Origin of the sequence: Rhodoferax antarcticus ANT.BR, assembly GCF_001938565.1 — a bacterium.
GTDB lineage: Bacteria > Pseudomonadota > Gammaproteobacteria > Burkholderiales > Burkholderiaceae_C > Rhodoferax > Rhodoferax antarcticus.
In genome coordinates this window covers 264,698-285,813 of sequence record NZ_MSYM01000013.1, presented here as the reverse complement: position 1 = coordinate 285,813, position 21,116 = coordinate 264,698, and the positions used below count along the sequence as shown (strand labels likewise).

Annotated in this window: 17 protein-coding genes, 1 tRNA gene and 1 pseudogene; 13 read left to right on the top strand and 6 right to left on the bottom strand. The window is 60.0% G+C overall.

The window, feature by feature from the left end:
• The first annotated feature begins 16 nt into the window (after positions 1-16).
• Both BLL52_RS10075 and BLL52_RS10070 read left to right on the top strand, forming a co-directional pair.
• Positions 17-1,021, top strand: a complete 1,005-nt coding sequence (locus tag BLL52_RS10075) for an alpha-ketoacid dehydrogenase subunit beta (protein WP_075587180.1) — start codon at positions 17-19, stop codon at positions 1,019-1,021.
• A gap of 3 nt (positions 1,022-1,024) precedes the next feature.
• Entirely contained in the window at positions 1,025-2,398 is a 1,374-nt protein-coding gene (locus tag BLL52_RS10070; RefSeq protein ID WP_075586540.1) for a dihydrolipoamide acetyltransferase family protein, read from the top strand.
• Between the two features lie 95 nt (positions 2,399-2,493).
• Here the strand turns inward: BLL52_RS10070 and BLL52_RS10065 are convergent, their stop codons facing one another.
• Both BLL52_RS10065 and polA read right to left on the bottom strand, forming a co-directional pair.
• On the bottom strand, positions 2,494-3,156 hold the full coding sequence (locus BLL52_RS10065) for a hypothetical protein (protein ID WP_075586539.1): 663 nt from the start codon (positions 3,154-3,156) through the stop codon (positions 2,494-2,496).
• A 54-nt stretch (positions 3,157-3,210) separates the two neighbouring features.
• Complete coding sequence (gene polA / locus BLL52_RS10060) at positions 3,211-6,072, bottom strand: DNA polymerase I (RefSeq protein ID WP_075586538.1); 2,862 nt, start codon at positions 6,070-6,072, stop codon at positions 3,211-3,213.
• A gap of 53 nt (positions 6,073-6,125) precedes the next feature.
• On the opposite strand from polA, the gene BLL52_RS10055 reads away from it, so the two are divergent.
• From BLL52_RS10055 to BLL52_RS10045, 3 genes are read left to right on the top strand one after another with little or no spacing between them, the layout of a single operon-like run.
• Positions 6,126-6,464: a hypothetical protein gene (locus tag BLL52_RS10055; protein ID WP_139313363.1), complete on the top strand. Its 339-nt coding sequence runs from the start codon at positions 6,126-6,128 to the stop codon at positions 6,462-6,464.
• Positions 6,465-6,467: 3 nt separating this feature from the next.
• Positions 6,468-7,463, top strand: a complete 996-nt coding sequence (locus tag BLL52_RS10050) for a homoserine kinase (protein ID WP_075586536.1) — start codon at positions 6,468-6,470, stop codon at positions 7,461-7,463.
• Positions 7,460-8,248: a BPSS1780 family membrane protein gene (locus BLL52_RS10045; RefSeq protein WP_075586535.1), complete on the top strand. Its 789-nt coding sequence runs from the start codon at positions 7,460-7,462 to the stop codon at positions 8,246-8,248. Before BLL52_RS10050 ends, BLL52_RS10045 begins: the two co-directional genes overlap by 4 nt.
• Before the next feature lie 34 nt (positions 8,249-8,282).
• On the opposite strand, the pseudogene BLL52_RS10040 reads toward BLL52_RS10045, so the two are convergent.
• A pseudogene (locus BLL52_RS10040) lies at positions 8,283-8,552 on the bottom strand (PDDEXK nuclease domain-containing protein); the annotation flags it as partial.
• 275 nt (positions 8,553-8,827) lie between these two features.
• Between BLL52_RS10040 and BLL52_RS10035 the strand changes: the two are divergent.
• Positions 8,828-10,108, top strand: a complete 1,281-nt coding sequence (locus BLL52_RS10035) for a solute carrier family 23 protein (RefSeq protein ID WP_406681437.1) — start codon at positions 8,828-8,830, stop codon at positions 10,106-10,108.
• A gap of 46 nt (positions 10,109-10,154) precedes the next feature.
• Here BLL52_RS10035 and BLL52_RS10030 read toward each other — a convergent pair whose 3' ends face one another.
• Positions 10,155-12,593, bottom strand: coding sequence for a UvrD-helicase domain-containing protein (locus tag BLL52_RS10030; RefSeq protein ID WP_075586534.1), 2,439 nt, complete (start codon positions 12,591-12,593; stop codon positions 10,155-10,157).
• A gap of 24 nt (positions 12,594-12,617) precedes the next feature.
• Between BLL52_RS10030 and BLL52_RS10025 the strand changes: the two genes are divergently transcribed.
• The 5 genes from BLL52_RS10025 to BLL52_RS10005 all read left to right on the top strand — a co-directional run bounded on the left by BLL52_RS10025 (position 12,618) and on the right by BLL52_RS10005 (position 16,061).
• Positions 12,618-13,358: a hypothetical protein gene (locus tag BLL52_RS10025; protein ID WP_075586533.1), complete on the top strand. Its 741-nt coding sequence runs from the start codon at positions 12,618-12,620 to the stop codon at positions 13,356-13,358.
• A 160-nt stretch (positions 13,359-13,518) separates the two neighbouring features.
• On the top strand, positions 13,519-14,496 hold the full coding sequence (locus BLL52_RS10020; protein WP_075586532.1) for a GMP reductase: 978 nt from the start codon (positions 13,519-13,521) through the stop codon (positions 14,494-14,496).
• A gap of 81 nt (positions 14,497-14,577) precedes the next feature.
• Complete coding sequence (locus tag BLL52_RS10015) at positions 14,578-15,075, top strand: hypothetical protein (protein WP_075586531.1); 498 nt, start codon at positions 14,578-14,580, stop codon at positions 15,073-15,075.
• Between the two features lie 140 nt (positions 15,076-15,215).
• Positions 15,216-15,291, top strand: a tRNA-Lys gene (locus tag BLL52_RS10010).
• Between the two features lie 518 nt (positions 15,292-15,809).
• Positions 15,810-16,061, top strand: coding sequence for a hypothetical protein (locus tag BLL52_RS10005; RefSeq protein WP_075586530.1), 252 nt, complete (start codon positions 15,810-15,812; stop codon positions 16,059-16,061).
• 50 nt (positions 16,062-16,111) lie between these two features.
• On the opposite strand, the gene BLL52_RS10000 is transcribed toward BLL52_RS10005, so the two are convergent.
• Positions 16,112-18,073, bottom strand: coding sequence for a DEAD/DEAH box helicase (locus BLL52_RS10000; RefSeq protein WP_075586529.1), 1,962 nt, complete (start codon positions 18,071-18,073; stop codon positions 16,112-16,114).
• A gap of 331 nt (positions 18,074-18,404) precedes the next feature.
• Between BLL52_RS10000 and BLL52_RS09995 the strand changes: the two genes are divergently transcribed.
• Positions 18,405-18,860, top strand: a complete 456-nt coding sequence (locus BLL52_RS09995; protein ID WP_083633890.1) for a sirohydrochlorin chelatase — start codon at positions 18,405-18,407, stop codon at positions 18,858-18,860.
• Positions 18,861-19,147: 287 nt separating this feature from the next.
• Here BLL52_RS09995 and orn read toward each other — a convergent pair whose 3' ends face one another.
• A complete protein-coding gene (orn, locus tag BLL52_RS09990) occupies positions 19,148-19,753 on the bottom strand; it encodes an oligoribonuclease (RefSeq protein WP_075586527.1) in 606 nt (201 codons plus the stop codon).
• Between the two features lie 37 nt (positions 19,754-19,790).
• Between orn and BLL52_RS09985 the strand changes: the two genes are divergently transcribed.
• A complete protein-coding gene (locus tag BLL52_RS09985) occupies positions 19,791-21,116 on the top strand; it encodes a M48 family metallopeptidase (RefSeq protein ID WP_075586526.1) in 1,326 nt (441 codons plus the stop codon).

Below are 21,116 nucleotides of genomic sequence, written 5' to 3'. Positions count from 1 at the left end.
GGGGGCCACCTCCCCCATGACCATGATCCAGGCGCTGCGCAGTGCCATGGACGTGATGCTCACGCGCGACCCGAATGTGGTCGTTTACGGCCAGGACGTGGGCTACTTTGGCGGCGTGTTCCGCTGCACCGAGGGGCTGCAGCAAAAGCACGGCAACCAGCGCGTGTTTGATGCACCCATCTCAGAGGGCGGCATCGTCGGCACGGCCGTGGGCATGGGCGCTTACGGGCTGCGCCCGGTGGTTGAAATCCAGTTTGCAGACTATGTTTACCCGGCCACCGACCAGATCGTCTCGGAGGCGGCGCGCCTGCGCTACCGCTCGGCGGGCGACTTCACCTGCCCGATCACTATCCGCATGCCCTGCGGCGGCGGCATTTACGGTGGCCAGACCCACAGCCAAAGCCCCGAGGCCATGTTCACCCAAGTGTGTGGGCTGCGCACGGTGATGCCGTCCAACCCGTTTGACGCTAAGGGCCTGCTGATTGCGTCGATTGAAAACGACGACCCGGTCATTTTTCTGGAGCCCAAGCGGCTTTACAACGGCCCGTTTGACGGTCACCATGACCAACCGGTGGTGCCCTGGAGCAAACACCCACTGGGCAATGTGCCAGACGGCTATTACACCGTGCCTTTAGATTCAGCTTCTGTGTATAAACCGGGTCTAGCCCTTACTGTGATTGCGTATGGCACTATGGTCTATGTAGCAGAAGCGGCTGCGCGTGAAAGTGGTGTGGACGCCGAAATCATCGACCTGCGCAGCCTGTGGCCGTTGGACCTTGACACGCTCATTGCGTCCGTGAAGAAAACCCGCCGCTGCGTCATCGTGCATGAAGCCACCCGCACCAACGGCCTGGGCGCCGAGCTCACAGCGTTGATTCAGGAGCACTGCTTCTACCATCTGGAAGCGCCCATTGAGCGCGTTACCGGTTGGGACACCCCCTACCCGCATGCGCAGGAGTGGGCGTATTTTCCGGGCCCGGCGCGTGTGGCGGCGGCGTTCAAACGTGTGATGGAGGCCTGAGCCATGCTCATTCAAAGTATCAAAATGCCCGACATTGGCGAAGGCATTGCCGAGGTGGAAGTGGTGGCCTGGCGCGTGGCCGTGGGCGACGAGGTGGCCGAGGACCAGATCCTGGCCGATGTGATGACCGACAAAGCCACCGTAGAAATCCCCTCGCATGTGGCTGGCATCGTGCTCTCGCTGGACGCGGCGGTCGGCCAGGTGGTGGCGGTGGGCACGCCTATTATTCACATCAAAACGGCTGCAGCCCTAATAGAACAAGCGCAAGTAGCTATGCTTAATGAAGTACCCGACTCAGCAGAGGCACCTTCCGCGCTGCGACCGGTGTCGGTGCCCTCTGCCGCCGCGACAACGCTAGCCGCCTCCCCCGCTGCAGCGCCCCCTGCAACGCCTGAGGCAGCACCTCACGCAACACCGACCACAATAGCCACCCCCGTCGACGCCGCTGCCCGCAGCAGTGCCCCCGCCGCACCGAATACCGTGCCTGAGCCGGCGCCAGACGACCGCCCGATTGCCGCCCCAGCGGTGCGTCGGCGCGCCTGGGAGCTGGGTATTGATCTGAGCCAAATTGCTGGTACTGGCCCGGCCGGGCGCATCACCCATGGCGATCTGGACCAGGCCGCAGCCCACGGCAACGCAGGCGCGCCAGCGATGGGCGACACCCGCTACGCCCGCCTCACGCGTGAAGAGACGCTGCCCGTCATCGGACTGCGCCGCAAGATTGCGCAGAAGATGCAGGAGGCCAAGCGCCGCATTCCGCACTTCACCTACGTGGAAGAGATCGACGTGACCGAGTTGGAGGCCTTGCGTGCAAGGCTGAACACCGAGTTTGGCAAAACACGCGGGCGCCTGACGCTGCTGCCGTTTTTGATCCGGGCGCTGGTGCTGGCCGTGCGCGAGCACCCCGAGGTGAATGCGCGTTATGACGACGACGCGGCCATCATCACTCGCTACGCTGCAGTGCACCTAGGCATGGCCACGCAAACCGATGGCGGGTTGATGGTGCCGGTGATCCGCCATGCCGAAACGCTGGATGTGTGGGCCTGCGCCGCCGAGATATCCCGGCTGGCCGAAGTCGCCCGCAGCGGCCGTGCCACCCGCGAGGAGCTCAGCGGCTCCACCATCACGCTGACCAGCTTGGGGCCGCTCTCAGGCATCAGCCACACCCCGGTGATCAACCACCCGGAGGTGGCCATCGTTGGACCCAACCGCATCATTGAAAAGCCAGTGATCCTGAAAGGGATGGTGGTGGCGCGCAAGATGATGAATGTGTCGTCTTCCTTCGACCACCGGGTGGTGGACGGCATGAACGCTGCCGAGTTCATCCAGCGCCTACGCGGCTACCTCGAAAGCCCCGCCACGCTGTTCATCAGTTAGCCGATGCGCCTGCAAGGCCTGCCGCCACTGGTGTCTGCCCGTACCCAATAACGGGTCGACCGATTGGGTATTGACGACGCAGAAACCGGTGCGGCTTACTTCACCTCGGCAAACACGGCTGGTACGTGCCGCACGCCGGATTGCCGGGCCATTGCGTCTCGAACGGCCTCCATCGCCTTGAGCTTGCACAAGTTGCGCACTGTCTCTTCACCCGCCAGGGTGGCGCCATAGCCCCGTGCTTGAGGCGCAAATTTTCCCTGTAAATCTGCCAGCACCGCCTGCTTGTCGGGCACATCCAGGGCGCAGATGATCTGGCTGGACAGGGTCTTTATTTTTGGGTCGCCGAGCAAGCTGGGGCGGGTGATCTTCAAGCTGACACCGTTGGTCGCTTGGGCCAGCGCCAGCCCGGCCGAGCTCACATTCAGCGCATAGGCAAACTCCACCGCGTACCTGACCACCACGGTGGCGTCGGCACTGAGTTGGTGTTGGCCTCTGGCCAGCTTCTCCACCTGCACATACTCGCGGGTGAGCGTGAGCACCGGCCCCTTCAGAGCATCGCCAGCGGTTTGGCGACTGGCGTCTAGACAGGTGATGTAGTGGCTATAGCCCTGAAGTTCTTTCTTGGTGTTGGCGGCTTCGGTCTCCACCCTCAACAACTTGTCAGCCAGCATCTGACTCTCACCAAAGTGGCTCACTTTCATGACCACGTAAACCAGGGATGCTGCGAGCACCGCGCCGGTCAGGGCAAAAATTGTCATCGGTTCCATCGTCACATGCTCCTTGTATCGCCGCGCTTGGTGCGCTTCCTGCGCCTAATGCGCTTTATCCCAGTTCAAGCCCACACCCACCTCGGCCAGAAGCGGCACCCTCAGGTGCGCCACACCGGCCATGAGTTTTGGCACCTCGTGGCGCACCCAGTTCACTTCTGACTCTGGCACCTCAAACACCAGCTCATCGTGCACCTGCATGATCATTTTGGTGGCCAGCTTTTGTTCGTCAATGACGCTTTGCACCTTGACCATGCTGAGCTTGATCAGATCCGCCGCGGTGCCCTGCATCGGCGCGTTGATGGCGGCGCGCTCGGCACCCGCGCGGCGCGGGCCGTTGGGCGAGTTGATCTCGGGCAAGTACAGACGCCGGCCAAACACGGTTTCCACATAGCCTTGCGCTTTGGCCAGGGTGCGGGTTTGGTCCATATAGTGCTTCACACCGGGGTAGCGCTCAAAGTAGCGGGCGATGTAGTTTTTGGCAGCGGTGTTGTCAATGCTCAGCGCTTTGGCCAGGCCGTAAGCGCTCATGCCGTAGATCAGGCCGAAGTTGATGACCTTGGCGTAGCGCCGCTGCTCGCTGCTCACCTGGGCGGTATCGACGCCAAAAATCTCCGCTGCTGTGGCGCGGTGCACGTCCATGCCGTCGTGAAACGCCAGTAGCAGCGCGGCGTCGCCGCTGATGTGCGCCATGATGCGCAGCTCGATCTGGCTGTAATCAGCGCTGGCAATGAGGCAGCCTGCTGGTGCCACAAAGGCCTCACGCACACGCCGGCCTTCTGGGGTGCGGATCGGGATGTTTTGCAGATTCGGGTCGTTGCTGGAAAGGCGCCCGGTCACCGCCACGGCTTGCGCGTAGTGCGTGTGGACGCGCCCGTCGCTGGGCAGGGCGAGTTGCGCCAGCTTGTCGGTGTAGGTGCCTTTGAGCTTGGCCAGGCCGCGGTGCTCCAGAATTTTGGCGGGCAGGGGGTAGTCTTCGGCGAGTTTTTCCAGCACTTCCTCGTCGGTGCTCGGCGCGCCGGTGGCGGTCTTTTTGACGATGGGCAGGCCGAGTTGGGTGAAAAAAATCTCACCAATCTGTTTTGGCGAACTCAGGTTGAAGGGTTGGCCAGCGAGCTCGTGCGCCTCTTTTTCGAGTTGCAAGATACGTTGGCCCAGCTCATGGCTTTGCGCCGCCAGTGTCGGCGCGTCGATCAGCACGCCGTTGCGCTCAATGCGGTACAGCGTTTCGCTGCTGGCGATTTCCAGTTCGTAGACAAACTTCAGTTTGTCGTTGGCGGCAATTTGTGGGTACAAGGCGCAGTGCACATCCAGCGTCATGTCGGAGTCTTCACAGGAATACTCGGACGCTTTGGCAATATCCACCTGATCAAAACAGATCTGGTTGGCACCCTTGCCGCACAGGTCTTCAAAACTGATGCCTTTGCGATCCAGATGGCGCTCTGCCAGGCTGGCCAGGCCGTGCGGTTTGTGCACTTCCAGCACATAACTTTGCAGCATGGTGTCGTGCGCGTAGCCCTGCACCTCGATGCCGTGATTGGCAAACACGTGGCGGTCGTACTTGATGTGCTGGCCAAGTTTGTGCCGCGCCGCATCCTCCAGCCAGGGTTTCATCTTGGCCAGCACCTCACCCAGCGGCAGTTGCGCAGCGGCGTCCGGGTAAGCATGGGCCAGCGGAATGTAGGCGGCTTCGCCAGGCGTGACTGAGAAGCTGATGCCCACAATGCGCGCACGCATCTCGTCAAGCGAGGTGGTTTCGGTGTCGATGGCGACCAAATCGGCGGCTTGCAGCTTGGCAAACCAGGCATCGAAGGCCTCCCAGGTCAGGATGGTGTCGTAGCGCAGCGTGCTGACAGGTTTGGCGGTTGGCGCTGGGTCGGCTGATGAAGTGGGATCGGAGTCGTCAAACAGATCGCGTTCGCGGGTGGGTGATCGTGCGGAAATGGGGTCAGAGCCGTCTGCGCTGCGCGTCGCGGATCCGACCTCAATGCCTGAGCCAGCGGCGTCCGGCGCACTGGCAGCCAGCGCTCGCGCCAGGCCTTTGAACCCATATTTATCATAAAAAACGGCCAAAGCCCCCGTATTCATTGCGCCAACAGCTATTTTATCCATAGCAGGCAACGCGGGCAGCCAGTCGTTCAGATCGCAGTCGGTCTTGATGGTGACCAGGGTTTTGCCGGTGGGCAGCCAGTCCAGCGACTTGCGCAGGTTCTCGCCCACCGCGCCTTTGATGCTGTCGGCCTGGGCCACGATGGCATCGAGCGAGCCGTATTCATTGAGCCACTTGGCGGCGGTTTTCGGGCCGACCTTGGGCACGCCGGGCACGTTGTCCACAGTGTCGCCCACCAGCGCCTGGTAGTCGCGCATCAGGTGCGGCGGCACGCCAAATTCAGCCGTCACGCCCGCCACGTCGCGGCGACGGCCATTCATGGTGTCGATGATGGTGATGTTTTCATTCACCAGCTGCGCCAGGTCTTTGTCGCCGCTGCTGACAATCACCTGCATGCCCTGCGCGTCGGCAGTAGCGGCCAGGGTGCCAATCACGTCATCAGCCTCGACGCCGGAGATGGCCAGCACCTTCCAGCCCATCAGGCGCACCACCTCGTGAATGGGCTCGATCTGGGCGCGCAGGTCGTCCGGCATGGGCGAGCGGTTGGCCTTGTAGGCGGGGTAAATCTCGTCGCGAAAAGTAGGGCCTTTGGCATCGAAAACACACACCGCAAAAGCGGCAGGCACCTCTTTGCGCAGGCTTTGCAGCATGTTGATCATGATGCGGATGGCGCCGGTCTTCTGAACGCTGCCATCGGCAAGGGTCACGCTCATGGCGTCCCCGCCAGCAAAAAAGGCGCGATACAGGTAGCTGGAGCCGTCAACAAGCAGCAGTGTTTTGGTTGGGGCAGTAGTCATGGCGGCATTTTGCCTGCGACACCGGGATATAGCGGCACAACTACAATCAAATGATGCACCTTACACACACCTCCACGCAGCTTTCTGCCCGCGCATTGGCCTGCGCCCTGCCCCTGTGCCTGCTGCTTTGCGGCTCGGCGCAGGCCCAGACACAAGCCCAGACGGTGGCCAGCCCACCAGCCGCTCAACCTGCCAGTGCAGCAGACGCCGCGAAACGCGCGCCCGAGCAGATCACGCAGCACATCGTTGTCGAAGATGCCGCCACGCGCATTGACGAAGTGCGTGTGGGTAGCGAAACCAAAAGCATCGACGTGAAACCCAAAAACGGTATGCCCAGCTACCAGGTGGCACCCGCCAGCGGCGAGCGCACCTGGAAAGTCCTGGGGTTTTAAACGATGGCGGTTTACACGGAAGTCTCTGAGCAAGAGGCGCGCAGTCTGATGCGTGCGCTGGGCTTGGGGGAAATGACTAGCCTGAAAGCTTGCGCTGGCGGAATAGAAAACACCAACTACTTTGCCTCGACCGAGCTCTCTGGCCAGACCCACGACTTTGTATTGACACTGTTTGAGCGGCTGACCTTTGAGCAACTGCCGTTTTACCTGCGGCTGATGAAACATCTGGCGCTGCGTGGCGTTGCGGTGCCTGAGCCGCACGCCAATGCGTCTGGTGAGCTGGTGTTTGAAGTCAACGGCAAGCCCGCAGCGGTGGTCGACAAATTGCGCGGTAAAAGCGAGCTCAACCCCACCGAGGTGCACTGCGCCCAAGTGGGTGCGGCCTTGGCGCACATGCATTTGGCGGGGCGAGATTTTGAGTTGGCCCAACCCAATCTGCACGGACTCAGCTGGTGCAATGTCATGGTGCCAGTGGTGCTGCCACACCTGACAGACAGCCAAAAAGCCCTGATTCAGGGCGAATTGGCCTACCAAAACAGCATCGCGACCCGGCCAGACTACACCGCCCTGCCCCGTGGCCCGATTCACGCCGACCTGTTTCGTGACAACGTGATGTTTGACACGCGCAATGGCCAGCCGCACTTGAGCGGCTTTTTTGACTTTTACTTTGCCGGTGTTGACACCTATGCCTTTGACTTGGCGGTGTGCCTCAATGACTGGTGTATTGACCCTGAAACCGGCGTCCATCATGCCCAGCGTGCGCATGCATTGATAGCTGCTTACAACGTAGTGCGACCGCTGCAAGAGGCGGAGCGCGCACTGCTGCCGGCCATGCTGCGCGCTGGTGCCCTGCGCTTTTGGGTGTCGCGCCTGCGCGATTTGTATCTGCCGCGCCCTGCCAGCGTGCTGCAGGCGCACGACCCAGACCACTTTGAGCGCGTGCTGCGCGAGCGCACCCGCCACGCTATGAACGTTGAACAAATGGCAGGTGCCGCATGAAGCTCACCCTGGTACCAGCCCGCACGGGCGCTGTCTGGGTCAAGCTTGGCATGCAAACCTTTTTCAAACAGCCGCTGGCGCTGGCCGGGCTGTTTTTCATGTTCATGGCGCTGATGTCGGTGGCCACCATGGTGCCGCTGATTGGCTTGCCGCTGGCCATGACTTTGCTGCCCGCCGTCACTTTGGGCCTGATGGTCGCCAGCCGTGAAGCCACTCAAGGCCGCTTTCCGATGCCGCTGATCCTGCTCACCGGCTTTCGCGCCGGGCCGGTGAAACTGCGTGCCATGCTGACACTGGGCGCCATCTATGCGGTGGGTTTCCTCTGCGCGATGGGCGCGTCGTACCTAGTGGACGGCGGTGGCTTTGCCACCATGTACCTGGGCGGCAAAGCGCCTACCGCCGAACTGATGGAAAACAGCAGCTTTCAGATGGCCATGTGGACGTTTATCGGCCTGCATCTGCCGCTGTCCTTGCTGTTCTGGCACGCACCAGCGCTGGTCTATTGGCAAGACATTACGCCGGTCAAAGCCATGTTTTTCAGCATCGTGGCCTGCCTGCGTAATTTTTGGGCACTGGCCGTGTTCGCCGCCTTGTGGATGGGGGTGATGGTTGGCGCGGTGCTGATGCTGACCGCGCTGTCTGGCGCGCTCAACGCGCCCACTCTGGGCAGCGTCATGCTCTTGCCTGCCCTGCTTTTGGTGGCAGCGATGTTTTTCACCTCGCTGTTTTTCACCTACCGGGATAGTTTTGAGGCGCCGGGGGATGCCACCCCCACCAAAGAGTAGCCCGGCGCTTGCCAGGCTCTGGCGCCAGCTGGGGTCACTGGACCGCCAACAACACCCCGCGGCGCGCCAGCCGCTCCCGCGCTTCGACCAAAGCCTGGTGCAGATGCTGCTCCAGCTCCGCCTTGGGTGGCAGCTCGGTCCAGTATTCGGCCACGGTGATGCCGTCTTTGTGCATTTGCAGCAGTTCCACTTGTTCGCGGCTGGATTCAGCGCAGAGGATGAGGCCAATGGGGGCTTCTTCGCCTGGCTGGCGTTCAAACTTGTCCAGCCATTTCAAATACAGCTCCATCTGGCCGTTGTGCGCAGCTTTAAAGCGTCAGCTTAGCCACGCTCAGCGGCGACACCGGATCGGCGTATTTAGAAGAATAAGAACCAAAATGGCCTCTAGCCCTTTCAGAATAAGCGCCAGTAGCTCCTGAATTTGAAGCGTTTTACGAGCCAAAACACCAACGCTGCCTTGTCTTCGCGCAAACCCACCGGGCACAGCGAAAGAAAATCGCCTCTTGGCTGATGAGCGGTGCGGTCTGCTTGGACAATCCCATGCATAACAAACAAAGATTGGATTTTTTTCGCATGAGCATGTTTCACTGGACAGAGAAGCCTTGCGCCACGCTGCAAAGCGGTGGTGTGATTGGCCCCGACGAGCGCCTGCCTTGGCCTTCCACCACGGTGATGGGTGTGCAACACCTGATCGCCATGTTCGGCGCCACGGTGCTGGCACCCATCCTGATGGGGTTTGACCCCAATGTCGCCATCCTCATGAGCGGCGTCGGCACCCTGATCTTTTTCCTCATCACCGGCGGCAAGGTGCCCAGCTACCTGGGTTCGAGCTTCGCCTTCATCGGTGTGGTGATTGCCGCTAGCGGATACACCGGCCCCGGGCCGAATGCCAACATCGGCGTGGCGCTGGGCGGCATCATCGCCTGCGGCGTGGTTTACACGCTCATCGGCGTGCTGGTGCAGGCGATTGGCACGCTCTGGATCGAAAAGCTGATGCCACCGGTGGTCACTGGCGCGGTGGTGGCGGTGATCGGCCTCAACCTGGCTGGCATCCCCATCAAAAACATGGCACCCACGAACTTTGACGCCTGGATGCAGGGCATCACTTTTGTCTGCGTGGCCCTGGTGGCGGTGTTCACCTCGGGCATGGTTCAACGCTTGCTGATTCTGGTGGGTCTGATCCTGGCCAGCCTGATTTACGCGGTGCTCACCAACGGCATGGGTTTTGGCACGCCTTTGAGTCTGTCGGGCATTGCCAGCGCTGCCTGGTTTGGCCTGCCGCATTTTGCAGCGCCCGTATTTGAAGCCAAGGCGATGAGCTTGATTGCTCCCGTTGCTATTATTTTGGTGGCAGAGAACCTAGGTCACATCAAGGCCGTGACGGCAATGACAGGTAAGAACCTGGACAAGTTCATGGGCCGCGCTTTCATGGGCGACGGCATTGCCACCATCGTGGCCGGCAGCGCAGGCGGCACCGGCGTGACCACTTACGCGGAAAATATTGGCGTGATGGCTGCCACCAAGATCTACTCCACCGCTGTGTTCATGGTGGCCGGTTGCATGGCCATCTTGCTGGGCTTCAGCCCCAAGTTTGGCGCGTTGATCCAGGCCATTCCCCTGCCCGTGATGGGCGGTGTGTCGATCGTGGTGTTCGGCTTGATCGCCATTGCCGGCGCCAAGATCTGGGTCGACAACAAGGTCGATTTTTCTGACAACAAAAACCTGCTGGTGGCTGCCATTACCCTGATTTTGGGCACAGGCGACTACACGCTGAAGTTCGGTGACTTCGCCTTCGGTGGCATTGGAACCGCGACCTTTGGCGCGGTGTTCCTGCACCTGCTGCTGAGCCGCAAGCGCTGATTTAGCGACCGCTGTACAGGCCTGTCGCCCGTGGCAGTTAACGGGTTTACGGCAGCGGCGTCAGCTTGGCCACACTCAGCGCCAGCCACTTCACGCCGTGGCGCGGGAAGTTGATCTGGGCACGGGCATCGTCGCCACTGCCTTCCAGCGCCGTTACTTTGCCTTCGCCAAACTTGGCATGAAACAGCTTCTGGCCCACCTTGAAACTGTGGCCAGAGGCCTCCTGGCGCTGCGGCGGCACGGGTGCGGCATATTTTGAATAATCAGTGCCAAATTGGCCTCTAGCCCTTTCAGGATATGCGCCAGTAGCTCCTGAATGTGAAGCGTATCCTGAACCAAAACCACCGCCAAAACCGCCTGAGCTGTGCCCACCAAAGCCGGATTGCTTGGGCGTGATCCACTTCAAGGCTTCTTCGGGTAGCTCTTCAAAAAAGCGGCTTTTCAGGTTGTAACGCGTCTGGCCGTGCAGCATGCGGGTTTGCGAGTGGCTCAGGTACAGGCGTTTACGCGCGCGAGTGATGGCCACATACATCAGGCGGCGCTCTTCTTCCAGGCTGTCGCGGTCAGTCATCGAGTTTTCGTGCGGGAACAGGCCTTCTTCCATGCCGGTGATGAACACGCAGTCAAACTCCAGGCCTTTGCTGGCGTGCACGGTCATGAGCTGAATGGCGTCTTGCCCGGCCTGCGCCTGGTTGTCACCAGCTTCAAGCGCGGCGTGGGTCAAAAATGCGGCCAGCGGCGACAGGGTTTCGCCGGTATCAGCATCGGGCGCGGGCATGTCCAGCACCGGCTGGTTCAGGTCCAGGCCTTGTGATGCGGGGGATTGCGTCAAGGCTTGACCGAGTTCGTCCACTGGCAGTGCTACCGCGTCGCGGCCAAAACCTTCAATGCTGACAAAACTCTCGGCGGCGTTGACCAGTTCTTCCAGGTTTTCCACGCGATCAGCGCCTTCGCGGTCGGCCTTGTAGTGGGTAATCAAGCCGCTGTGGTCGAGTGTGGCGGCAATGATGTCGCGCAGGCTCAGGCCCTGGGTTTGCTCGCGCAGCACGTCAATGCCTGCCAAAAACGCGCCAATATTGGCGCCCGCCTTGCCAGTGAGTGCGCTAACCGCGTCGCTCAAAGCGCAGCCGCTGGCACGCGCCACGTCCTGCAACTGCTCCAGGCTGCGCGCGCCAATGCCGCGCGGCGGGAAGTTCACCGCACGCATGAAACTGGTGTCGTCGCGCGGGTTTTCCAGCAAGCGCAGGTAAGCCAGCGCGTTCTTGATTTCGGCGCGCTCAAAAAACCGCAGACCACCGTAGACCTTGTAGGGCATGCCCGCGTTGAACAGTGAGGTCTCAATGACCCGGCTTTGGGCGTTAGAGCGGTACAGCACGGCGATCTCTTTGCGCTCGACGTCTTCACGCACCAGCTGTTTCATCTCGTCGACCATCCAATTCGCTTCCAAAAAGTCGCTGCTGGCCTCGAACACCCGCACCGGCTCACCCGGGCCTTGCGCGGTGCGCAGGTTTTTGCCCAGGCGCTTGCTGTTGTGGCTGATGAGCGCGTTGGCACTGTCCAGAATGTTGCTGCCGCTGCGGTAGTTTTCCTCTAACTTGATCTGATGCTGCACGCCGAATTCGCGCACGAAGTCGGCCATGTTGCCCACCCGCGCGCCGCGAAAAGCGTAGATGCTCTGGTCATCGTCGCCCACCGCCAGCACACAACCGGTGGGCTGAAAGGCGCCGTCGACACTGCTGTGCGCGCCGGTGCCAGCCAGCATCTTGATCCAGGCGTATTGCAGCTTGTTGGTGTCTTGAAACTCGTCGATGAGGATGTGCCGAAAGCGCCGCTGGTAATGCTCGCGGATCGGGTCGTTGCCCTGCAGCAGCTCGTAGCTGCGCAGCATCAGCTCGCCAAAATCGACCACGCCTTCGCGCTGGCATTGCTCTTCATAGAGCTGGTAAAGCTCGACCTTTTTGCGGGTTTCGTCGTCGCGGGCCACGACGGCATTGGGCCGCAACCCGTCTTCCTTGCAGCCGCCAATGAACCACTGCGTTTGTTTGGCGGGATAGCGTTCGTCGTCCACGCCAAACTGTTTGTACAGCCGCTTGATGCTGGAGAGTTGGTCTTGCGTGTCGAGAATCTGAAAAGCCTGCGGCAAATTCGCCAGCTTGTAATGTGCGCGCAAAAACCGGTTGCACAGGCCGTGGAAGGTGCCAATCCACATGCCACGCACGTTCACCGGCAGCATCGCACCCAGGCGGGTCATCATCTCTTTGGCGGCCTTGTTGGTAAACGTCACCGCCAGAATGCCGCCGGGCGACACCTGCCCGGTTTGCAGCAGCCAGGCAATGCGGGTGGTCAGCACCCGGGTCTTGCCGGAACCGGCGCCGGCGAGGATCAGTGCGTGCTCGGCTGGCAGCGTGACAGCGGCCAACTGCTCGGGGTTAAGGTTATGCAGCAGACCGGCATCAGCGGTTTGGGGGGTCATGGTAGAAAACATGGGTTCATTGTAGAAAGGCGCTTGATGACATCACCTCTGCAAATTCCCACTTTCAGACATTGGGTGCTGACCAGCTTGCTGCTTTTGGCGACGCTGGCGTCACCCCTGGCGCACAGCCAAAGCGCTTGCAGCAGCGACAACCAACCCCTGCCCAGCGCGCTGTTTGAGCGCTTCATCAACGCCGATTGCGACACCTGTTGGCGCGACCCAGCCGCGCCGCCTGCCCCACGCGACGCGCTGGCACTGGACTGGATCGTGCCCGGCAGCCGGGGTGACGATGCGCCGCTGGCCGCAGCCGCCAGTACGGATGCACTGGCGCGCCTCGCGGAGCTGCAAGTGGCGCGCCCGGCCATGCAAACCCAGCCTGTCTCCGCCATCAAGGGCTGGCCAAAAGCCGCCCTGCGTGTGGCGCATGGACCTGCGGTGGGTGACTACATGGGTCTGCTGATTGCCTTGAGCCTGCCGCAAAGCAGCGCACTGGCGTTGCCGCTGTCGGGCTGGGTGGTTTTGCTGGAGGCATTGCCTGTGGGCACAGAGGGCTCATCCGTACCAAGATATTTGGTCAGAAATGCCCTCCAGCCCTTATGGGATAAGCGCGAGCAGCTATCAAATCAGGAAACCTTGAGCTTCAATGACTTGCGCGCGATGGGTATCCCGCAGGGCGTAGACGCGCGTCGCCTGCGGGTGGCGAGTTGGGTGCAGGACGCGCATGGCCAGATTCTGACGGCCGTGCAGTCGGCCTGCCAGCCGGAAGATAAAAACTGAGCCTAGACGCCAGGCCCGCCTAACTCGATAGAATCAGTCACCGGGCCCAAGTAATTGCAGCCCGGTTTTTTTTGCCCGCACGGCCCCACGCGCCGTAGCCAGCAGCAACCGGTTGCCATCCAAGCGCTCTTGTTTCAACCTATTGATAAGGCGCTTGACCATGGAAATTTTTGACTACGACAACATCCTTCTGCTGCCCCGCAAATGCCGGGTAGAAAGCCGGGCCGAGTGTGATGCCAGCGTGGAACTGGGCCCGCGGCGCTTTCGCATTCCGGTGGTTCCCGCCAACATGAAAACGGTGGTCAGCAAGGACATTTGTATTTGGCTGGCGCAAAACGGCTACTTTTATGTGATGCACCGCTTTGATTTGGACAACCTCGCGTTCGTCCAGGAGATGAAAGCGCTGGGCCTGTACGCGTCCATCTCGCTGGGTGTCAAGAAGCCCGATTACGACACGGTCGACCAACTCGTTGCCCTGGGCCTGGCACCCGAATACATCACCATCGACATCGCCCACGGCCATGCTGACAGCGTGAAAAACATGATCGCCTACCTGCGCGAAAAAATCCCCAGCACCTTCATCATTGCCGGCAACGTGGCCACGCCCGAAGCCGTGATTGACCTGGAAAACTGGGGCGCGGACGCCACCAAGGTGGGCATTGGCCCGGGCAAGGTCTGCATCACCAAGCTCAAAACCGGCTTCGGCACCGGCGGCTGGCAGCTCAGCGCTGTGAAGTGGTGCGCTCGCGTGGCCACCAAGCCCATCATTGCCGACGGCGGTATCCGCGACCACGGCGACATTGCCAAAAGCGTGCGCTTTGGCGCGACCATGGTGATGATTGGCTCGCTTTTTGCCGGCCACGAAGAAAGCCCTGGCCTGACCGTGGAGGTGGATGGCAGGCTATACAAAGAATATTACGGCTCAGCCAGCGACTTCAACAAGGGCGAGTACAAACACGTCGAGGGCAAGCGCATCCTGGAGCCGATCAAGGGCAAACTGACCAACACGCTGATCGAGATGGAGCAAGACGTGCAAAGCTCCATTAGCTACTCTGGCGGCAAAAAGCTGATGGATATCCGCAAAGTGAATTACGTCACGCTGGGTGGTGACAACGCGGGGGAGCATCTGCTGATGTAATGTCGGAGTTATTTGTCGCCTCAGCACTCAATTGGTTGCCAAGGTTTTCTAACCCGTAATGGCCAAAGGCCTTATCAGTCCATGACCAACATCCAAAAACCAAGTAGCTGGCTCGGAAACTTTCGAAGCGCATCGCTCCCCAAAATGTTGCTGGCGATGGCGGTCGGCCTGGTTTTTGCAACGGTGATCGGATGGGTCGGCATTCAGCTGGGTGTAGGTACGATGACCCTGACCATTGTTTTAACCATCTTGTGGCCGATCTTGTATGGCCTCATCGTTTCCCGTCAGTCCGATGGCGTGGAACCGGGAGTAGAAAGCGACACGAAGAGCGGACCGCCTGCTGCAGAGCCCCATGAAATGCAAAATCCTGTTCAGGCCGCGTCCGGCTCTGCCGTTGAGTTGAAAAAGCGCAACCCGATGGATGCAGCGCCTCGCGTGCAAGATGCAGAAAAAGGGGCCCGCGCTCAAACCATCAGTGAGCAATCTGACGCAGATGCGGATTCAGCAGAATTGCTAGCCCAATTGGCAACGCTCAAGCAATTGGTGCAACAGGACAAACAAACAAACAAATCGAAATAGGACTTGGCGTTCTTAGCCGCCCCCCCGGACACGCCAAAAGCCAGCGCGGATACGAGCCGTCGCCTGCCGACCCTGCCGAAACACCGCGGATTTCTCGCTATAATCGGGAGCTTCGCTAGGTTATTCAGCCTAGCCAGATCGGGAACTTAGCTCAGCTGGTAGAGCAGCGGACTCTTAATCCGTAGGTCGAGAGTTCGAATCTCTCAGTTCCCACCAAATACACTTGTAAATCAAGCACTTAGGCCTCAAGTCAAGGTGTTTTATTGTTGCTGCAGGCGTGTGTAAAAACCCATGCAGCTGTTGTTGGCGCAGGTCGTACCCGCACGCCCTTGAAGCAGATGCAAGCCCCAGACCCGCAGGTTCAAGTCGTCAGCCACTACTGACGCATTCAAGCGGGATAGCAGCCGCGCCAATTCAGACGCGTGATCAGGTCGGATGCCTGACTTTTTGTCAGTCTCAAAGATGCAGGTCCGTTACCGATCGCGTCTCGCAAAAAAACCCATCACTTTTCAGGGTCTCGCTTAAACACTGAGAAACGTCTTGCGATGGCAACGACTTTGGCGATAATCGTTTCTTGCAAGTTTTACAAATTTTTACATCCACCCAGTCGAAAAGGTGGCGGTGAAACGCTTTTCCGAATGTCGACCAATTCAATCGATGCAGACGAGTACGCTACCGATTGAACTCTTAATCCGTAGGTAGATAGTTCGAATCTCTTGGCTCCCGCCACTTTTATGAATCCAAATCCTGACCTTCAACTCCTTGAGGCTGCGCATCCGCACATCGCCAAGGCGATCAAGCTGCTGTGGGGGCATCACCAAGTGCATACCTACATCGCGCGGTTGTTCGACGATAGCCGCGACAACCAGCGCAAAGGCTTTTCGCCTGAGGTCATGGCAGCGCTATTGAACATTCAGGAATTGCACGAAAAACCCGCTGACTACGAGCCAACTACCTGGGGCGACAGCCGCCAATTTTTCAGATAAAAAAGGCCGCAGGTTTAAATGCCTGCGGCCTTTTTTTGCTGAGGTGTTAATCAGCGGTCGTTCTTGGAGAAACGCTTTTGCGCATCACGTGGCACAAACACCTTGCCGCCACCAGCCGGTTTGGAAAACGCAGGTTTGCCAAAGGCAGGTTTGCCAAAAGCCGGTTTGCGGTCTGCAAAATCGCCACGCGGGGCAAAGTCACCACGCGGGGCCGGGGCGCCTGAGTTGCGGTCACCGGCAAAGCGGTCGTTGAAGCCGCCCTTGCGCTCGTAGCTGAAACCTTCACGCGGGGCAACTGGGCGCTCGTCACGCTGACCAAAGCCACTGGGCTTATTATTTTGATAGCTGTCCGGGCCGACTACGCGGGGGCCAGAGGCGTTTCTGTCACCGAAACCGCCACGGTTTTCTGCGAAGCCGCCACCACGGTTTTCATTGAAGCCACCGCGGTTCTCGGCAAAGCCGCCACGGTTGCCACCGAAACCACCACCTGCCGGACGGCCACCGCCGCCAAACTTGCGGTCACGGTCGTTACCACGGTTGTCACGGCCACCAAAACCGCTCGGGCGCGCGTCGGGCATGCGCTGTTGCGGCTCCAGGCCAGGGACCACTTCGGCCTTGATCGGCTGACGATTGAAAGCCTCGATGTCAAAAATTTTGCGGCGGTCGCGGAACTCGGCAAACGTCACTGCCAGACCATCGCGGCCAGCGCGGCCGGTGCGGCCAATGCGGTGGGTGTAGTCCTCGGCCTTCATTGGCAGACCAAAGTTGAACACATGGGTCACGGTAGGCACATCCAGACCACGGGCAGCCACGTCGGTCGCCACCAAAATCTGCACCTGACCTTGCCGCAGCGCCATCAAACGGCGGTTACGCAAGCCTTGGCTCAGCGCACCGTGCAACGCGACAGCATCAAAGCCATCTTGCTGCAGGTCGTTGGCCAGGCCGTCACATTCGATCTGGGTGCTGGCAAAAACAATCGCCTGGTTGATGGTGGTGTCGCGCAGCCAGTGGTCCAGCAACTTGCGTTTGTGCTGAGCGTTGTCAGCCCAAAACAGCACCTGCTTGATGTTGGCGTGTTTTTCTTGTGGGCTGTCGATGGTGATGCGCTGTGGCTCGCGCATGACGCGGGCGGCCAGCTGCTGGATGCGCGGCGCAAAGGTGGCGCTGAACATCATGGTTTGCTTGCGGCCGATGGTGAGCTGATTGATTTCGGCCAAGTCATCGGAGAAGCCCAGATCGAGCATGCGGTCGGCTTCGTCCACCACCAAAAATTGCACTTGGTCAAGCTTGATTTGCATCGAGCGTTGCAAGTCAAGCAAACGGCCCGGGGTGGCCACCACCAGGTTGGCGTTTTGCAGCTTGGCAATTTGCAACTGATAAGGCATGCCACCGACGATGTTGGCCACACGCAGACCACGGCAATGCTGTACCAGGTCGATCGCATCATGGGCGACTTGCTGGGCCAGCTCGCGGGTCGGGCAAACAATCAGCGCGCCGGGTGTTGGAGCGGTGAAGTGGCGCGGGTTGGTCGGGTCTTTGCGCTTGGCGCGCTTCGGAGGTGCTTCACCTTTTTCAGCGGCTTCAGCCACGGCGCGTTGGTAGTCTTCGCGTTCTTTGGTTTCCGCCTGGGCCATTTGCGTCAGCAGAGTGTGCAGCACGGGCAGCAAAAAGGCGGCGGTCTTGCCACTGCCCGTCTGGCTGGAAACCATCAGGTCGATGAAACGTGCGTCTTTGGCACCTTCGCTGTGGCCTTGCATGGCCAGAGGAATGGTTTTCAGCTGCACGGTGGTGGGCTGGGTAAAGCCCAGGTCTTTCACAGCGGCGATCAACTCCGGGGCCAGGCCCAGGGTGACAAAGCCGTTGGGTACTTCGGGCGCAACGGCCACTACTTCGGCAGCGGCGGCGTCATCCGCCGAAGCGGTGTCAGGGGTGTCGCTGGGGATCGATTGCAGATCATTGGACAAATTTTCGGCAGACGACAAGTCGCCTGTCGCTAGGGTAGCGTCAGTCATGGATTTCTTTCATGCGCGAGCGCCGCAGGGTAAGCGGTAGCTCCGTTTATGGTTAAAAAACATCAACCATCAAACGGAACCAGCTCTGACTCAAAGTGTTGAGTATCTTCAGCGCCGGGGGTCCTTTTTGTCGCAGCCTACAAGCAGGTAGACATTGGACCCGGTGAATGTTGGGAGATGTACAAATATGCACCGCTGTTTGCAGCGCAGCCTGTGATTATGGCACACATTCGGGTTTCTACCTAATGCCTTCACCCTCCAGCCGGTACGCCCGTTCCTGAACTGCGCGGCGGGCCCTGGCATTGCCGACTGCTGGTGGCGCTGCACACCCATGCGCAATACCTGTCGGCCTGTCATTGATGGATTCCGGATACCCTCGGGACCGACAAGCTCTCTCACCTTAAGGCAACGCATGAACATCACCGCAACTGGCACCGGCATTGTTTTGTTTGCCCATGGCTCGCGCGACCCGGCTTGGCGCTTGCCACTGCAGGCCATTGCCGAGCAAGTGCAAATCCAGCACGGCAGCCCTTGCCGACTGGCGTTTCTGGAATTCATGCAGCCCGACCTGCCCGCCGCCCTGGCCGAGCTGGCCGCAGCGGGTTGCCAAAGCCTGCGGGTGATGCCCCTTTTCTGGGCGGCAGGCAAGCATGTCACCCGTGACCTGACCGCCATGGTGGACAGCTTTGCCGCGAAGCACCGCGAGCTACAACTGTCGGTAGCGAAACCGCTGGGCGACGACGCTGCGGTGCAAGCCGTCATTGCGCACTGGGCGGTGCGCGCCTGAGTCCGGTTGGGTGCAAGTCGCCTTAAACGGTGCGCCAGCACTGCTGGCTCTGAATTTATACGAAATCGTGCTCTAGCCCTTATCAATAAAGCGCGAGTAGCTATTATTTTCATAGTTATCTGCAGTCATTCTGCAACGCCACTGACCCAAAAATCAGCCGACACAGGTGTTTTGCAGGTTCATCACCACAATCGCAGGCTGCAAGCTGATGCCGCATTAACCTGAAACAACCATCATGCTTCGGTATGCAAGCACTCGCGTGCATGAAAGTTGGCGCGGGGACCGCGTCAAACCGGGAATTTCAGAAAGTGCGTGCGGTAGTGCTCCAGCTCGTCAATCGACTCATGCACGTCGGCCAGCGCGGTGTGGCGCTGCTTCTTTTTGAAGCCCTTGTAGACCTCGGGCGCCCAGCGTTTGGACAGCTCTTTGAGCGTGCTCACATCCAGGTTGCGGTAGTGAAAAAACGCTTCAAGTTTGGGCATGTACCGGGCCAGAAAACGCCGGTCCTGGCCGATGCTGTTGCCACACATCGGGGTCGTGGCTTTTGGCACGTAATGGCTCAAAAACGCCAGGATCTGCGCTTGGGCTTCCTCCTCGGTCAGGGTGGTAGCGCGCACTTTATCGATCAGGCCGCTTTTGCCGTGGGTGCTTTTGTTCCACTTGTCCATGCCGTCGAGCAGCGCATCACTTTGATGCACCACCAGCACCGGGCCTTCGGTGCGGTTTTCCAGCTTGGGGCCGGTGACAATGACGGCAATCTCGATGATGCGCTCAACCTCGGGGTCAAGCCCGGTCATTTCACAGTCAAGCCAGACCAGGTTTTGATCCGATTTGGCCAAAGGGGCGGCTGACTCGGCAACCGGGGAAGAGGTAGGGACGTGGGGTGTGGGCATGAGGCAAATTGTCGCTGATCACCTAAACTCCCCCGCCATGCAAGACACCCCCTTCTTTTCTGACCCGTCCCTGCGCTTAAGCACGGTCTTTGCCGTGGCGCTGGTACTGGGCCTGTTGCTGAAATTCTGGCTAAGTTCCCGGCAAATCCAGCATGTGGCGCTGCGCCGTGGGCAGGTGCCTGCGGCGTTTGCCCAAACCATCACCCTGGCGGCGCATCAGAAGGCCGCAGACTACACCGTGGCCAAGGCGCGGCTGGGCTTGCTGGAGACAGCGCTGGGCGCAGCGGTGTTGATCGGCTGGACGCTGCTGGGCGGCTTGTCGGCGCTGAATGATGGGCTGATGCCCTGGCTGGGCACAGGCATGGTGCAGCAACTGGCGCTGCTGGCAGGCTTTGCTTTGATCAACGGGCTGATTGACCTGCCGCTGTCGCTGTACCAGACCTTTGTGCTGGAAGAACGCTTTGGTTTCAACAAGATGACGCTCAAGCTGTGGCTGCTGGACATGCTCAAGGGCAGCCTAATGGGCGCGCTGATTGGCCTGCCGATTGCCGCGCTGTTTTTGTGGATGATGGGTGCCAGCGGTGGCCTGTGGTGGCTGTGGGCTTGGTGCGTGTGGATGGGGTTCAACCTGCTGCTGCTGGTGATTTACCCCACGCTGATCGCGCCCATGTTCAACACATTCACCCCGCTGCAAGACGCCACGGTGAAAGCGCGGGTGACCGCTCTGATGCAGCGCTGCGGCTTTTCAGCCAAGGGCCTGTTTGTGATGGACGGCAGCAAACGTAGCGCCCATGCCAACGCCTATTTCACCGGTTTTGGTGCCGCCAAACGGGTGGTGTTTTATGACACCTTGCTGGCCAAGCTGAGCCCGCCAGAGGTGGATGCGGTGCTGGCGCATGAGCTGGGCCACTTCAAGCACAAACACATCATTAAACGCATTGTGGCGATGTTTGCCATGAGTTTTGCCGGCTTTGCCCTGCTCGGCTGGCTGGCACAGCAGCCATGGTTTTACACCGGCTTAGGCGTCATGCCCAATCTGGCGGCACCGAATGACGCGCTGGCGCTGCTGTTGTTTATGCTGGTGATGCCGGTGTTCAGCTTCTTTATCTCGCCGATCTTTGCCCAGCTTTCACGCAAACACGAGTTTGAGGCCGACGCCTACGCCATGCTGCAGACCAGCGGGCAGGATCTGGCCACCGCGCTACTCAAACTCTACGAGGACAATGCCTCTACCCTGACGCCTGACCCGGTATATGTGTCGTTTTACTACTCGCACCCAGGTGCCTCGGAGCGACTGGCGCGTATGCTGCCAGGTGGCTTGGCTGGCAGCGTAGCGGTGCCACAGCCACTCTCGCAAACTTAA